This is a genomic window from Psychrobacter sp. NPDC077938 (assembly GCF_044542635.1).
In the GTDB taxonomy this organism is placed as follows: domain Bacteria; phylum Pseudomonadota; class Gammaproteobacteria; order Pseudomonadales; family Moraxellaceae; genus Psychrobacter.
This window is the reverse complement of the sequence record NZ_JBITUW010000003.1, coordinates 465,396-482,193: the sequence shown is the minus strand read 5'-3', so window position 1 is coordinate 482,193 and position 16,798 is coordinate 465,396. Positions and strand designations below refer to the sequence as shown.

Here is a 16,798-nt window from a genome sequence, read left to right as displayed (position 1 = left end):
GAAGCGGCGGACATTGACAGCATCTTGCTGACCAATGCTGATGGCAGCACCCAAACCATTAGTGTGGCGGATGCGATTGCAGGGGTCACCGTGTCCATTCCAGCAGGCACCTTGCTTGCTGACATGCCAAGCTTTAGCATCACCCCAACGCAAGATGCGATATACGAGATATCAGAAACCATTGGCATGAGCCTATCGAGCCCAGTCAATGCCGCTCTTGGCACCGCCACGGCGAGCGCTGAGATCTTAGATGAAGACGGTGGCGCCATTGACGCCCCCGTGGTCAGCATTGCGGCAACCGACGCGCAAGCGATTGAAGGGGTAGACAACACCCTCATCTTTAGCGTGACTCAGACCAACCTTAGCAACCTTGATACTACTGTTAACGTCACCTTAGGGGCGGCCAACACCGTCGAAGCTGCTGACATTGCTAGCATCAGCTATACCAATGCCACAGGGGTGGTGGTCAGCTTAACCACCGCCACTCAGATTCAAGACTTCTTAGCCAACGGCGCGAGCGTCACCATCCCAGCTGGAGAAACGGCTGCGCCAGTGATTACTGTGACCATCGCCGACGATGTGGTGTATGAGCAATCAGAAGATCTTGTGCTTGAGATTGGCATACCGACAAGCAGCCCAACGGCCGCCACGGTTGGCACAGGCAGTACCACCGGCGTCATCCTAGATGAAGACCAACGCGTCAACACCAACAACCCGAATAACCCAGATGATGTTACTGATGAAGTCGATGGTGACAAACCCGTGGTTGGTATTACTGCCACTGATGCTCAAGCGGTTGAGGGGGTAGACAATACCTTAGTCTTTACTGTGGCTCAGAATAACCTCAGTAATTTTGATACCACCGTCAAGGTTAGTTTAGGCAGTAGTACACTAGTCGCTGCTGACATTGCCAGCATCAGCTATACCGATGCCACTGGTGCAGTGATCACGCTGAACAATACTGCCGATATTCAAAACTTTCTCACGAATGGCGATAGTGTCAAGATACCAGCAGGTAGCACGAGCGCCCCTGCTATTACAGTCACTGTGATTAATGACAATATTTATGAGCAATCAGAAAACATCGTACTTACGATCAGCAATGCGTCCAATGCCACTTTTGGCAGTAATGCCAGTGCCACAGGCACCGTGTTTGATGAAGATAACGGGAACCCCAATGACGGCAGCACCACTGATGGTGATAAGCCAGTGGTCAGCATCACAGGTACAGAAAACCTAAGTGAAACAGCCGCCAATGGGTCGGCAAATACGGCTACTTATACGGTCAGTTTAAGTAATCCAAGCGCCCTTGATACTAGTGTGGTCGTCAGTATTGCTGCAGGCTCTGCAACTGGTAATGGCACAGATTACATCGCTCCTGTTACCCAAGAGGTCACTATTCCAGCTGGCCAAACATCAGTCAACATTACAGTGCCATTAATTGATGACACAAATTTTGAAGGCCCTGAGAACTTTACTGTCAGCATTTCGAGTATTGCACCAGTATCGACAGGTAACGTAACTATTGATCCTGTAAACAATACTGTAAACACTACGATCTATGATGATGGTACGACTGATGGTACGACTCCAGGCGGGGTGAACGACAACATCGTGCCAGTAGCAGTAGCAGACACATTAAGCTTAATCGAAAATGTGAGCGTTGGTTCAAATTCTGGTAACGTATTAACCAATGATAATTTGGGCAACACACCGACTCAAAGCTTCACTTGGGGTACAGAGTTTGCAAGCTACGGTAGTATCACTAAAAACCCAGACGGTACTTACAACTACGCGCTCAGCAACGGCAATACGGACGTACAAGCACTGGCAATAGGTGAGACGTTGACGGAGACGTTTACCTATAGCTTTAGAGACCAAGATGGTGAGTTAGCAAACTCAACGCTGACTATCACCATTACCGGTACCAATGACCAACCAAAAATCACCAATGGTGCCAGTACAAACGGTGTCATAGACAGTAGACAAATAACAGAGCAAACAGATACCTCTGTTATTACGCAAACAGGTACCATCAACTTTACTGACGTTGATACGAGCAATGAGTTAACACTCATTTATCTAACAAATCAAAACATCTTTACCTTTGGTTCGAATACTGCATTGACGTCATTAACAACAGACCAACAAGCGGCACTAGAAAATATATTTAGCGTAAATCAACCATCAACGTCTACTAATGAGGCGAGTTGGAATATTAATGCTTCCTCTACTGCGCTTGACTTTATCCCGCCTGGCGAGACGGTAACGATTCGCTATGCTGTACAGGTCAATGATAATGAAGGGATCACGACTGCCGCTAATGGCAATCAACTCAGTGCCAGTGCAATTCGTTATATCCAAGTTACGATCACAGGTACAAACGACGGCATTGCTCTAGTTAATGATAGTGAGACAATGCTCGAAGACGGCACCCTAACTGGCAATATCTTTACCAATGATAATGATGATCCTGATATTGGAGAGATGCTGACGATAGAGAGTTATGAGGTTAATGGCACGGTAGTACCTGTAACGGCAGGTACAAATACCGCAATGCCTGTGACTATAGATGGAAATATAGTGGGGCAGATAACTATGAATAGTGACGGCAGCTACGTCTTTACGCCAACTGCCAATTATAGTGGCACTGTCCCTACCATTACGGCTAATGTGTCAAACGGCTTGCCAGTCGGTAATCCTAACCGATCATCGGCTTCTGAGACGCTTGATATTACTGTGACGCCAGTCTCAGATGCGCCTACTTTATCAGCCGTATCAGTGACAACGAACGAAGATACCGCTGTGTTATTAGGGCTAAAAGCACCTATCATTAACGATGCCAATGATCTCACGGCAAATACAGATGACAGCCCTGAGCGTATTGGCTTGATTACCCTAACTAGCATACCTAGAGGTGTGACGTTAGATTATGGTGGTAGCAGTATTACGACAACCACTGCCAATCAGACGATTACGATTTTATTGAGTGATGGCCCTACTGTTGTTAATCCACTAGGGCAAGATGCGTCGACTATCACTATGACAAGGGCTGAATTTGAAGCGATCGAACTAACACCACCTGAAGATAGTGCCACCAATATCACTATTGGCATGGCAGTGACAGAGTATGAGGTCGATAGCACAGGTGCTATCGTTTCAGGGGTGGCAGGCGCTGCGGGTAGCACAACGATAAAGGTTGACGTGCAAGCAGTGACCGACAGCAGTAGCAATAATGCTGCTGGCGATGATGTCAGTACCTTTGGCTATACTACAGTGGCAGGTGATACAGGAGTTGTGTCTGGTAGTACTTATACCGTGAGTGCCCAAGAAGGCGACTCTATTGTCTTGCCAATTACCACTGCATTTGGTGATTTGGTAGGTAGTGGCAATAATCGTGAGACTTACGGGTTTGTTATTAGTGGCTTACAGCCAGATGCGGTCATATCATTTACTCCTGCGGGCAGTAACACCGTCACTGAGTACACTGCTAACAGTAGCGGTGAAGTATTGATCGGTGTAAATGCCATTTCACCTACATCGACTACACTGGCTGTGAGTAGCGGCTCAGAACCTAAGATCAGTATTAAATCAGCCATATATAATTCACTCGATATGAAGAATATCGAGGTATCTCTATACACCCAAGACCATGATACTGACTCGACCCCAAGAAACAAAACGGTTGAACTGATCAGTACGGTGACAGTAGATATGACTGTGACGCCTGTCGCGGGACAAGTGACTGCGAACGATGTTGCAACTATTGAAGACACGGCTATCACGCTAGATGAATTCAACTTCCAAGTGCTAGATAATCAGTCGAGTGGTAGCCTTACTCAAGAAGTCATCACTGCGATTCGGTTTGCCTTGCCAGTAGGTTGGACTTATAGCGACGGTACCACTACGAAAGTAGGTGATGGCACTCCTACGTCTATTATTACTATTACAGACACTTCCAACTTAAGTGGTTTATCGCTCACGCCACTTGCGCAATCTTCAACAGATACTGACATTGTTTTTGAAGTAACTAGTGTAGATTTGGATGATGACGGAGGTTTAGGTGCTGTTTCGATTAGTACAACAACAGAATTGACCCAGACGGTCACGATTACACCAGTCGCTGAAAAGGTTGGTGACGGTGTTATTTCAGATACTGATGGCGATGGCACTCTTGATTTAACCATCAATCCAGACCATGCATACACGAATGCTGCACAAGAAGAAATTGCCTTTAGCCTTGGTGTTGATGGTGCATTTAGATTACTCACTGGTTGGGCCAACCAAGATGATACGGTCGACTTTGGACAAGAAAGCCATACGAATAATCCTCAGGATTCTGAGCAGACTTATGCTCACCTAACGTTTGGTTATAAAAATGCTAGCGGCTTTGAGGCAGTTGAAGGCGCGGTCTTCACTTATAGTGACGGTACTAGCACTATTACTTTAACTGATAGTGGTACTGGTGTTGATATTCCAGCTGCCTATCTTAATAGTGTGACTGTTATCTCGCCAGAAGATTATAGTGACTTCAACCTTGCTAGTGGTACCGAGACCGCGGTCAAAGTAGAAGCCAAAACTATAGATTATGATGAAGATACAGGCATGGATGTCGAGGCCATCAGTGGTGAAAGCTATTTGACATTTAAAGTAGCAGGTGTGGCTGATAATGTCTCACTAGGCGTTGACCCATCTTACGGTAATGAAGATCAAGCACTCGCGGGTGGCAATATGCGTGACGGGTCATCGACTGCTGTAGTTAATCCGACGAATGGTATTGCGCTGCAAATTCGCCCAAGCTCGCGTGATGATGATGGCTCTGAGATTTATAACGTAACCATCACAGATATTCCAGTAGGCGCGCAGCTATATGTTGTTAATGCATCAGGTGTTTCAACGTTGGTACCTACTAACACAGTTACTGACACCGCTACTGGTAAAGTCACCGAGACAGCCATTATTAATAACTATACCAATGACGTGACTAGCCTTTATTTTGTTCCTGCTGAAAACTACAGTGGTACAGTCAATCTGAAAGTGTCTGCAGTGAGTGAAGAAAGTGATGGTGATATCAGTGCATCTAGCGCCATACTCAATTTACCTGTTGCCGTTATTGGCAAGGCAGATCTTATATTGAATGATACGCTAGCCACTGAAACCGCTACAGTAACAGCTACTGATGGTCAAGAAACCACTAAGGATTACACCTACGTAGGTGCTGAAGATGCTGGTAATATTGCGTTATCAGAGTTCTTCTCTGATTCGGCCAATATTGCTGCTTACGACAGCAATGTACCCACTGCCGAACAAGTCACTTATAAAGTGACCGGTTTGCCAACAGGGTTTGATATTACAGGTGCCGTATTTTTAGGTGGTAGCGGCCTCACACGCAGTTGGTCTGTATCTTTAGATGCACTAAAAAATGGTACAGCGGAACTGGTAACGCCTAGCAACTTCGCTGGTGAAGTCGATTTTACTATCACTGGTACAACCACTGAAACCGTCTCTGGTAATAGTGCCACGCATAATACTCAAAATGTGTCGGTGCTAATAACACCAGATGCGACTGACAGTGTAGTGGCTAACCCACAAGTGCTAGCGACAGAGGATGTTTGGACGACTGTCAATTTCCTTTCTGTTTACACTAGTACAGACACGACAGCACTGGTAAATATTGCGACTGGTTATGAGGCATTAGAAACCATAATTCTAAAAGCTGATGACTTAATCAGCAGGGAAGTCGCATTGCGTGTTGATAATATTGAAGTTACGCTAGTGGCAGGTGAGACATATATCTATACACCAGATCAGCGCATTGAGATTATGTACGATGATGACAAGCGTCATAGTGATGATGATGTCAGCATACCCTTTGATTACACGTATACCGACACGGCTACATTAACAGATGGTTCAACCATCACCACAACATCACCAGTCATTACTGGCAAATCAGTAGATGTTACTTTCCAAGCTGTCACTGACCAACCGACTCTAACATTGACGGCTATAACATTGCCAGGGGACACGGCTCCTAATAGCACTATCGACAATAGTGGCTCAAATGATACAGCCTCGGTCACAGTTTCATTAACCTCACCCGATCAAGATGGCTCAGAAAGCTTTACCCGTCTAGAAATCAGCAACGTGCCGGCCGGTATTCGAGTAGAAGGCGGTATATTGGCTGGTAATACTTGGTATGTCGATGTACCAGATACGGCGATAACAGGTGCGGCACCAGCACCAGAGTATGAGTTGGTATTCATCAGAGATACCAACATAGTCAACATACGTCCAGATATCTATGACATTACGGTGGTTGGTTTTAACCAAGATATTAACGGGCAGGGTATTGACGGTAATGAAGCACGTGATAGCCAAATCTTTAAACTTACGCTAGCAAGAAACGGTACTGGTGGTATAGACCCTGTAGATCCAGACTTGATCAATACGCTGACAGTCACCTCGGTACCTCAGCCAGAAGATGCCGCTATTGTATTGTCTACTTTAATCAATGCGACGCTAAACTCTGAAGCTGAAAGTACAGTGAGTGCTTATAGTTTCACATTGACCGACTTACCAGACGACACGGTATTGACCAGTAGCAATCCAGACGTGCAGGTGCAGAAGATTGCAGGCCAATGGATTATCAGTGTAGAGGCGAGCGCTAACTTAACGCCTAATGAAGCACTAGCAGCAATAACACTGACGCCGCCTACTGATTTTAGCACCAATGAAGTCGGTCAAGAGCTTGTCTTCGATGTTGGGTTTACAGCCTTGAATGATGAAGGCTTAGACGATAATCTCAAAATTGATGATGTTAAAGTTGAAATCAAACCTGTCACCGATGCTTTTGATAACGATGGTCAGACTTCAATCGTGTCAACCGATGAAGACGCGCCGATCGCGATTAATATCAATTTAACCAATACTGCGGATGGCGATTATGTGTCGCTAGTTGATGGTAAGTTGTATATTAAGATCGATGAAACAGGATTAACGACAGGATTAGGCACTGCTGGCGTATTAACATATAACGGTATAACGTTGACACCAGATAATAACGGTGAGTATATAGTTGATCTAAACAATGGTGCAGGAGACTTAGTTAATCCTCCTGATAGCGTTATCGTTCAATATACCCCTGCTGAGAATGCTGATGGTAGTGCTACCATTACTGTAAATGCTGATCACAAAGAAGTGACCAATGTTTCCGGAACGGATGATGGTAATATCATCACGTATCAGCACAGCTATGATGTTAGCGTTGCTGCGCAGCCAGATGCGCTTAGTATCGCTGGGGTCGGTAATAATGATGGAGATAATGACCCTTTAACAGTGACTGCTACAGGTAATGAAGATACCCTAATAGCCATACCTTATGAGATTAGTTTAAGTGATATTCAAGGTGACAGCGATGGCAGTGGAGGTGTTGTGGAGGATAGCGCCGCTGCTATCAGCCTAGATAACGTACCTAATGGTTACTTGGTGTATTATGCCAATGCGTCAGGAAATCTAGTTTTAGCCAGTAATAATGGTGTGTCACCAACTAACGCTGATAATAATTCATGGTCAATCGATGCGAGTAAACTGCAAGCTGGCACGGATAATATCTTTATTTCGGCGCCAGAAAATGAAAGCGGTGTCGTTACGGGTATTGAAATGAGTGTGATTAGTGATAGTGGCCTAGTGAGTACTCCGCTTAGCGTTACGCTTGATGTGACGCCAGTTGCTGATGCTATCGAGTTCAGTCCTAGCTCTGTGATTGGCTCTCAAGGCAAGTGGACATCACTTAACTTAAACGCGGCTATGGTCGATATTGATGGTAGTGAAACGGTCAATGTGATACTGACGGGCACCAACCTATATGGTGATGTGCTCGATGTAAAAACTAAAAGTGGCACTGCTATAAACAATGTTACGTTTGATGCGGCTACTAGCACTTATACCATTATAGGCGTCACACCATCGCAACTGAACGATTTGCTTGTCAAATCAGCCGCACCGTATACGGGTACGTTACAGATTAGCTTGCAAACGGTTGAATCGGCAAACGGTAATAATCTGACCATAGCTGCAAAAGACCTTCCTGTTAATATTGCCCCAACGTTGATTTTCAACGGCACGACTGAAGATGATGTTTTAATTTCAGTCAATCAAACAGCCGCTGTTAAATACTCTGGTGGTGATGGGAATGATACCTTTATCGGTGGCAGCGGCAAAGATACCCTCAATGGCGATGCGGGAGATGATGTTTTAACTGGCAATGCCAGTAACGATACCATTAACGGTGGTACGGGCGATGACATACTTAGCGGTGGATCAGGCAATGATATACTTAGTGGTGGAGCCGATGACGACACGATAGATGGTGGTGCTGGTGCCGATACGTTAAATGGTGGAACGGGTAATGACACGATAATATTTGATGCTGCTGACTTAGTTATCAATGGTGGTGACGGTATTGATACGTTACTCATTAATGAAGAAAATACCACAATTAACTTTGGCACTTTCGATTCATCTAAGTTTGAAAGTATTGAGGTTATCGATATGACGGGTAATGGTGCTCAGTCACTTACCAATCTGTCGACCAGTAATGTGCTTGATATCATCAATGATACGGTCATGACCGATAAGGACCTAATTATCAATGGTGACAGTGATGATAGCGTGAGTCTTACTGCGACAGGTTGGGCAAATAGCGGTACTACCACTCAAGACGGTATCAACTATAATGTGTATAGCTTCTCTGATACCAATGGTAACCATGATCTGTTGATTCAGACTGATGTGAATACTACTATCCTATAGGTTTATTCACCTAGTACAGATTTTGATTTTTCATAAAACGCCACTGGATTCAATCCAGTGGCGTTTTTTTGCATTCACATTATGGCTTTTTCTAGATGTATTTTGGTATGTAAAGTTATATTGACTCTATTAATAGCGATTCTTGTAAACTCACTCACTAGGATCTGACCCTGGTGGAAAATCATGGCGTAGCTGTGCGACATTGGCAGGAGTCACTATATCTGTGAAGCTATTTAGATCGCTATGCACGTATTGTGTGACGGCTGCTATTTGCTCATCGCTCATCATGCGGTGGAATGATGGCATGCCGCGTAGACCATTAATAACGACACTAATAATATAGTATTTCGATTGCATCTTGCTGTTGTCAGCTAGTGGCGGATAATAGCCTGCGCCGTATGCACCCTCACCTTTTTGCATATGACAACCTGCACAAGAGTCATCGTAGAGCTTTTTGCCATTGGTGGTAAAGAACCCCGTCTTGCCTTGTGTGCTGCCTTCAAATTTAGTGAGCCACTGCTGCATGCTGGCATCTTCACTCATCTTTGGTATTGAGCGTATATCGACTATATTGGTAGTAGGTTCAGCCAATTCTGCTTTGGACATATATACGCCGCCCCATGCGCCCTGATTGCGACTGGCCTGATGGTCGAAATTGTTGTCAAACACCATGGGAGCTGTTTGCTGGCTAGCAATAGTAGCTGCGTTTTTGGTTCTATTCTGACTACAGCCTGACAACGTTATTAACGCTATCGACCCACCAACCATGAGCGTCATTATTGCTTTGCTCGATCTGAGCGAGCTAGATGATTTCATTGGGTTTGCTGTCACTACGTTCATAATTGTTCCTAATGTGCTTAGTCTCATTGTTATCCTCCTTGCTTCAACGCCAGACTGATTATCCAACAGCTTATCATCTAAAATTTCGTTATTTAAATACGTGCTACCCAAGCTTTTTGGCCTTTTGATGTAAGCGTTTGGCGGCATCCATACCAGATAGTATCGCGCCTTCTTGCCAAGCAGGAATATGTGAGCAGTGCTCACCTGCCAGTACGATACGGTGATCAATCTCGCAAAGCGTATCGTAGTACTGCTCACGACTAGATTCACTCCAGATACCGTAGCAGCCAAGCGACCAAGGGATACGATGCCATGCGACGGACGTGCCAGCGCGAAATTCCTTAGTATATTGCGGATGAATCCGTTTGCCATAGGCGAGCGCGGCATTGATACGTTCTTTGGGTGTCAACGAGTTAAATTTGTACGAGGCTTCCCCAAATCCATATGCGCCAAGCAGTACGCCTGCGCCTGTGGTAAACAGGTCTTGTGACGGGTAAGAGATTTGCGAGATGGGCATATCGGTATAAGTGATGCCGCCATATATCCATTCATCTTCTTCCCAAAACCGTCGTTTGAACTCCAAGCCCACTTTGTAAGAGCTATCATAAGGAACGGCTGCCATCGCTTGTTTCATTGGTGCGGAGACATTGATATCAATCTGCGTCAAGATGGATAAGGGGATGGTGCAAATACACCAATCTGCGCGCACTGTCTTGGTAGCACCGTCAGGGCTATTGCTATCGACATAGTCAACGGTGACACCAGTTTCGTCTTGATTGATTTTAGTGACTTTGGCGTTGAAGGTAATCATCTCGCGACACTCGCGCGTGAAAGCATCACCGATTTTTCCCATGCCGCCGACGGGTTGAAACATCGCTGGTTGATGGACATGAACGGTATAGTTGGTATAAATATCTGACCACATGCCTGAGTCTAATAATTTGTCCATCGGTATGGGGGTTGATGGCTTGGCATCTGGCATCAGACCACCACCGGGGTATACGCTATAGCCACGATGCTTACCAGTCTCATGGCTTTTGACATAGCGATAGTTAGTATCAAGGACGCCCCAGCCTTTTAAGCCTTCGAGTAATTTTTCTTTGTCCTCTTTATTCACCGTGCTATCGAGACTGCCTTTATTGACGGCTTTGGACAATAACTCTGACACATAACCGCGAATATCGCTTTGTACTTCGCCCAAGCGCTGCGGCGCACCATCGAAGTGATTGGTACGATGCAGATAAGCGCGATCATTGGTCTGTATAAAGGGCTGCAATGCCACGCCAAATTTTTTGCAATAATGAAAGACCGCGTAATGATGTATTGGCAATCGCCATGGCCCACCATTGAAGTAATTGCCTTTTTCGAAGTCGCAAGTGACCTCAGCACCGCCAAGCTCAGTATATTTGTCACCACTATTAAGTGTCCAACTACGGCCGCCGCCACGATTTTGGTACTCTAGCACGGTGACTTTATAACCCGCTTTACGTAGCTCATAGGCGGCAGTCAGGCCACCCAATCCTGCGCCCAAAACCACGATACTTGCGCCAGCTGGTGCGCCCTTAAGATTCATTTCTTCTTTAAAGCTCGACTCAGATGCAAACCCCAACGTGGTCATCGCTTGATACATTGCAGTCGCGCCTGCAGTCTTGCCTATCATGGAGAGCAGTTGCCGACGCGTAGGGGATTGGAGCAGATCATTCATAGGATTATCCTTACCGTGCTGGTCTTTGCCATATGATAAAAGGCGAAGATTAGGGCACATTTCTTATAGTTGGTTTTAATGCCAATTCTTAGGGCTAGTTTTTCTCTTTTATAACACGCGTGACATCCGCTGCGCTGACATCGCTGTTTGGTAAACCACCAAATTTAACTCGTACGTAGTTAGTAATATTAGCAATCTGCGCAGGACTTAAATCTTCTGAAAAACTGGGCATTTTGGGCGCTGTGTTAAAGGCACCTTTTGCGCCAAATGCAATGACGCCAATGAGTGCATCAGGTTCTACGCGGCGAATGCTACTGAGGCCAACGATGGAGGCATAGCGGGCATCGGGCTGTGCGTAACCATCGACCCCATGACAACTGGCGCAATGTGTCAGATATAAGTCTTTTGGCGAATGGCTGTCCAAGTTATTATTGCTGCCGCTATTGTTGGCACTGCTGACAGTATTCATTTTAGCCTGCGCCAGATAGTCTTTTTGCTCAAGTAAGTTATAAGTAATGGAGTTGCTGACTGGCTGCGGCAGGCGAGACACATTGACAGGTATCAAGTAGTCATCGGTCTTAATGGCTGGAACGACTTTTAAATAGTCAGCCATCGCTATCAGGTCTTCGTCGGTTAGATAACGCGTACTATGCGCCACGGCTTCTGCCATCGGGCCGCCCGCATAAGCGCGCTTATCAAGCGTTCCTGTACGCAGATAAGTCACGATGTCCATTTCGCTCCAACGGCCAATCCCTGTGTCGTTGTCAGGGGTGATATTTGGTGCAAACCATTTGCCGAGCGGTGCACCGGATAAGTAGCGGTCTTTATCAAGGCCTTGGGTTAAGTTGCGCGGGGTGTGACAGGTACCGCAGTGCTCTAAGTTATTGACCAAATATTCACCGCGCTGCTGAGTTTTCGTCAGCCCTGAGCGGTTTTCGGTAGAGGGCACATTGATGACATTCCATGCCAGCATCAAGCTACGAATATTTAACGGGAAAGGCAAATGAGTGGTTTTTTCAGGTGGTTTGTCTACGATAGGAACGGTCTGAAAGTACGCGAACAAGGCGCTGATATCCTCATCTGTCATGCCATGATAAGACGGGTAAGGCATCGCAGGATAAAGCTGATGATTGGGTGCACGACCTTTTCGCAAAGCCTTTTTAAAATCCGCTTCGGTATAGTTGCCGATGCCATAGCGTGTTGATGGTGTAATATTGGTCGAGTAAATATTGCCAATGGGCGTCTCAATCGGTATACCGCCACTATAGTCCTCACGATGGCAAGCCATACAGTCAGAGGTACGCGCCACGTAAGCGCCGCGATTGGCAAGTGCACTATTAGCAGGGCTGACATTTGGTAGGGTTATTCTACTGGGCAAAGTGTCTATTGGCAGGCTGACCGTGCCTGCTATCACGACGGTAGACACTAAGCTGAATCCCAATGTCAGTGTTATTATCGAAGAAAATGACAATGCTGGCACGACGGCAGAAAGTGGCTTCACAATGTCCTTATAATACCGATGAATCATGTCTAATTCCTTTTTAAGCTTTCTGCAAATCACTACCCGTATCTATTAAGACAGTGGTGAAACATTAAAAACACTATAGTCTGGCGGCTTCGACCTTGATACTTAAGTCAAGGTTTTTGGTCAGTCCAAACCAAGCGAATTTATTGATATTCCATTTTGTACGATTAATCGTAGCAGTGAACTCACCTCCGCAAACATCCTTTCTGATGCTCGTGTTTAGATAACAATCAAACTTAGTCGCGGTTAGGCTAATTGGGTGTGTCTCGCCATGCAGGGTCAGTTGTCCATCTACCCGAGTAACCTGCGGGCTTTTTTTATCTTGATTAAAATGCCATTTTGTCGATTCAAAATATGCTGAAGGAAATCTCTGCACATCAAAAAATTCAGGCCCCGTTAGACTATTATTAAAAGAAGGGTTGCCCGTATTTAAGGAGTTTATCGGTATGATCAATGAGATGTCGCCTGATCTTCGGTTTGGATCGTATTGCAATTGACCTTTGATATTATAAAAGCCACCAGTCGTGGATGAACTTTTAAAGCGTTCGATAGCAAATCGAATATGAGTGCTGGCAGGATTAATAGCGTAACTGGCGGCTTGACTGCTATTTGCAGCGCCTACGAATAATAATGGAATGGTCAGAAAAGAATAGATATGCGATGATTTTGGCCTAGTAAACAACAAGCGCATAGCTACATTCCTTTACCGACTATTGATATAGAGGAGCTTATTCACAAGCGCTATCCGTGCGTTTGCTTAACAATAAGCCAGTGACTGTTTATTGTTTATTGTTTATTGTTTATACAGGGTTTTTTAAATACTTAGTAGTGCTATTTTAGTAAAGAGTTAACGAACGACTCTGTCATGCCCGAACGTTAATCCCAAGTACTTAGATGCTAACTTTAAGTGTTAGAGTGCTCAATGTTAGACAAGCTCAGACCAGTATGTCCTTTATCATCGTTGGTGCTGTATGCTTTATTTTTAATCGATTGTTTAAAAAATAAAGCTGCGAGCGCACAGGCTATGGTTAATGACAGCAGCATTGAGACCAATGTATGACTAAAGAAGTGATCGCCAAACAGCATTTTATACAGTCCCATTGTCCAGCCCAAAACGGTTACTGATATGACTATCTGATAGCGGTATTTTCTTAGTGTCGGTAAAAAAGCCAGTCCATATAAAGAAAATCCTGCGCTGGCATGAGCTGCTGGAAAGCATCTGGCAGGCGTTGCTGCTACGATGTTTTGCCAAAGATTGAGGTAGGGCAAATCCCCATTAAAAATAACCAAGTCATTTGGGCAACTAACATGGGTGACGCCTTTGAGCGTGGCAATAGTAGCAGGTACAATCGCCAATATAATCAGTAGGTAGCCAATCTCACGCATAGGTAAAGGAAGCATAAATTTATCAAGCTTATTATGACTGGGCTTACTGAGATTTAGCTTATTACGGTTTAAGGTAGTAGCATTAAGCCTTGATTGTCTATATTTGATGATTAAAACCGCTATGAGGTAGACAGCCAATAGAATCAATAATACTTTGGGTAAATCGTAAAAGATAAATGCATAAGGCTGCGCGCCTTTTTCAAGTAGCCAGTGACCATTGTTATAAAAAAGCTCACTGATGCGTACATCTAATTGGCTATGCTCAAAAACCAATGTAGCAATGATGGTCACGCATAGTAATTTTAGCCAGTCCCAAGTCATTGCGTTGTTTTCTAAAGTCATAAATACACCTGATAACGTATATGAGATGTTGATAGATTTCAGCGTGAACCTTGATGTCTTATCTGAAATTGATCTAGCCATTCGTAGTACTCAAGTATGAGTTGGTGCTCGCCATGCTTTAATAAAGTAGAGCAGACAATGCCATTACCCATAAAACCATTAACAAACATAAAGACAAAAACTGTGCTGCAGAGCCGACATCTTTTGCGATTTTTGCGAGCGGGTGTTTGGCGGTTGAAGTATGGTCAACGCAGGCTTCGATACCTGTGTTGATTAGCTCAACAATCAAAGATAAAAAAGAAGCGACGACCAGCATCATTTTTATACCAAGCGCAAAAGGCATAACGATGACAGCAGCTAGCAGTATAAGATTGAGCCACAAAACTTGTCTAAAAGCCGCTTCCAATTTATATGCGGCTTTAAAGCCATCTATAGAGTAACTAGTGGCTTTTATAATGCGAAGGATTCCCGTTTTACCTTTGGCATGACCTGCAAAGCTATCAGCTGCGAGTGCATTATCATGCGTCGTCTGATTGATAGAAATATGCTCGGCTGATGGGTCTAAAAGGTTGGTATGAGTAATTTGCTTCATAGGGCACTCTTAATGGTCTATTAAAATTAAGATAGCCTGAGTATAAGAGGACAGAGATTAAGAAAGCGTTAAGAGATCAAAAACAAGTGAGATAAATGACGATAATCGCCACATATAAAGAAACGTGGTGGTTATTTATAATAAAGGGTTATTTATAATAAATACTAAAGGTGCTACCACCTGAGCGATTGGCTTGATGAGTGAGCTGCCAGCCCATATGCGACATGATACGCTGGACGATACTGAGTCCTAGACCTGAGCCTTCAACCTTATGTTTTGTATCATGCTCTGACAACAGAATTGTTTGCTCGTCTTTATACTGAGACTCTAATCGCTCAAACCGTTCATAGAGTAGAGGCATCATCGCCTCAGGAATACCTAAGCCAGTATCAGTCACCGTAATTTTTTCGTCATCGATAGTAATGGCTACTTCGCCATCATCGGTATATTGAAACGCATTTTTTATGAGATTGCCTAGTGCCATTTTTAGGAGTTCGGGGCGTACGTAAGCGCTGTATTCCTGCTCGGCAATTATCTGACAAGTAACAGATTTATACCGCAGTAAGTATTTTAGGCGCTGCATTTCTGCTAAAGCGATATTGTTGATAGAGGTTTGCGGTGCGTCTAACTTTTCAGGCGCGCGCGATAGTAGAAGCAGGGCAGTGATAATCTCAGAAGTTTCCTTGGCAGTAGTGCTAATGCGATTGGTAAACTCATTTAAGTGGCTGTCAGGGTCTAGTTGCGAGGCCAATACTTCAGAAGCCCCCATGATAATAGTCAGTGGCGTGCGTAACTCGTGGCTGACATCACCAGTAAACAGTTGCTCGCGCTTGAGGTATTGCTCTAACTTGTGGTTTTTCTCATCGATGGCCCGTGCCAAGACACCAACCTCAGATGGCAAGTGTGTCAAATCGCTTAAGTTGTGATGGTCAGTCTCGACGGCTCGTTTCAAATCTAATAAAGGCTTGATGATTTGTTTGGAAGACAACTGAGAGAAGATAGCGGCGATAAGTAAGCTTAAAATCACGGCTACTTTTAGCGTATCTGCAAATATGTCTTCTAGGTGCTCAAATATCGCCAAGACTGGATAATTTCCCATCACCATTTCGGTGTTTTCTAGGTAAGTCAAAATATAAGCTTGACCGTCTTGGGTGTAGGCGAAAAGATGTAGGTTGGCATGACCTGCTCCAGAGGCTTTATTAACAGTGACAGAGGTCTCTTGCACCGTGTTATTGGCTATCGCTTGTAAACTAGCAGGTGCTTTGTCATAGCGATAAATCTTGATACCTGGGTCAGCGACATAAATAGGCTGCTCACCATGCTTTTCTTGGCTAAGCTCTAGCTGCTGCAATAGGCGAGCCTTGACCAAATCTTGCTCTATTCGGCTCTCTGCGTATAAGAAAATACTGACAAAAGCCGCGCACAGTAATAACGCGAATATGAAGTAAGACAGTCTGAACTTATTGGCTATTGAGTCTATATTGAGCATGGTATGGGACAACCTAATAGAAGAAGGCGATATATAACAGGGCTATATATAATAGAGCGAGAAATACGGTACGGTCAGTCGATTAGTAAATTGGATAATTTTTAT

At 44.7% G+C, this 16,798-nt stretch carries 8 protein-coding genes; 1 reads left to right on the top strand and 7 read right to left on the bottom strand.

All coding sequences use genetic code 11. The features are described 5' to 3' along the window. The first annotated feature begins 24 nt into the window (after positions 1–24). Positions 25–8,814 carry a Calx-beta domain-containing protein gene (locus ACIGBM_RS07965; RefSeq protein WP_397477352.1) on the top strand — a complete coding sequence of 2,930 codons (8,790 nt, stop codon included), beginning with the start codon at positions 25–27 and terminating at the stop codon, positions 8,812–8,814. 150 nt (positions 8,815–8,964) lie between these two features. Here ACIGBM_RS07965 and ACIGBM_RS07960 read toward each other — a convergent pair whose 3' ends face one another. The 7 genes from ACIGBM_RS07960 to ACIGBM_RS07930 all read right to left on the bottom strand — a co-directional run bounded on the left by ACIGBM_RS07960 (position 8,965) and on the right by ACIGBM_RS07930 (position 16,693). Then, positions 8,965–9,591 carry a c-type cytochrome gene (locus ACIGBM_RS07960; RefSeq protein WP_397477365.1) on the bottom strand — a complete coding sequence of 209 codons (627 nt, stop codon included), beginning with the start codon at positions 9,589–9,591 and terminating at the stop codon, positions 8,965–8,967. Between the two features lie 166 nt (positions 9,592–9,757). Continuing rightward, positions 9,758–11,359 carry a flavin monoamine oxidase family protein gene (locus tag ACIGBM_RS07955; RefSeq protein ID WP_397477351.1) on the bottom strand — a complete coding sequence of 534 codons (1,602 nt, stop codon included), beginning with the start codon at positions 11,357–11,359 and terminating at the stop codon, positions 9,758–9,760. A 94-nt stretch (positions 11,360–11,453) separates the two neighbouring features. After that, on the bottom strand, positions 11,454–12,887 hold the full coding sequence (locus ACIGBM_RS07950) for a c-type cytochrome (protein ID WP_397477350.1): 1,434 nt from the start codon (positions 12,885–12,887) through the stop codon (positions 11,454–11,456). A 73-nt stretch (positions 12,888–12,960) separates the two neighbouring features. After that, positions 12,961–13,575 carry a YceI family protein gene (locus tag ACIGBM_RS07945; protein WP_397477349.1) on the bottom strand — a complete coding sequence of 205 codons (615 nt, stop codon included), beginning with the start codon at positions 13,573–13,575 and terminating at the stop codon, positions 12,961–12,963. A gap of 212 nt (positions 13,576–13,787) precedes the next feature. Then, the gene (locus tag ACIGBM_RS07940) at positions 13,788–14,612 is read right to left on the bottom strand and encodes a PAP2 family lipid A phosphatase (RefSeq protein ID WP_397477348.1); all 825 of its coding nucleotides are present in this window, start codon (positions 14,610–14,612) and stop codon (positions 13,788–13,790) included. 118 nt (positions 14,613–14,730) lie between these two features. Further along, positions 14,731–15,204, bottom strand: a complete 474-nt coding sequence (locus tag ACIGBM_RS07935; RefSeq protein ID WP_397477347.1) for a diacylglycerol kinase — start codon at positions 15,202–15,204, stop codon at positions 14,731–14,733. Between the two features lie 148 nt (positions 15,205–15,352). Next, the gene (locus ACIGBM_RS07930; RefSeq protein ID WP_397477346.1) at positions 15,353–16,693 is read right to left on the bottom strand and encodes a sensor histidine kinase; all 1,341 of its coding nucleotides are present in this window, start codon (positions 16,691–16,693) and stop codon (positions 15,353–15,355) included. Positions 16,694–16,798 lie beyond the last annotated feature (105 nt).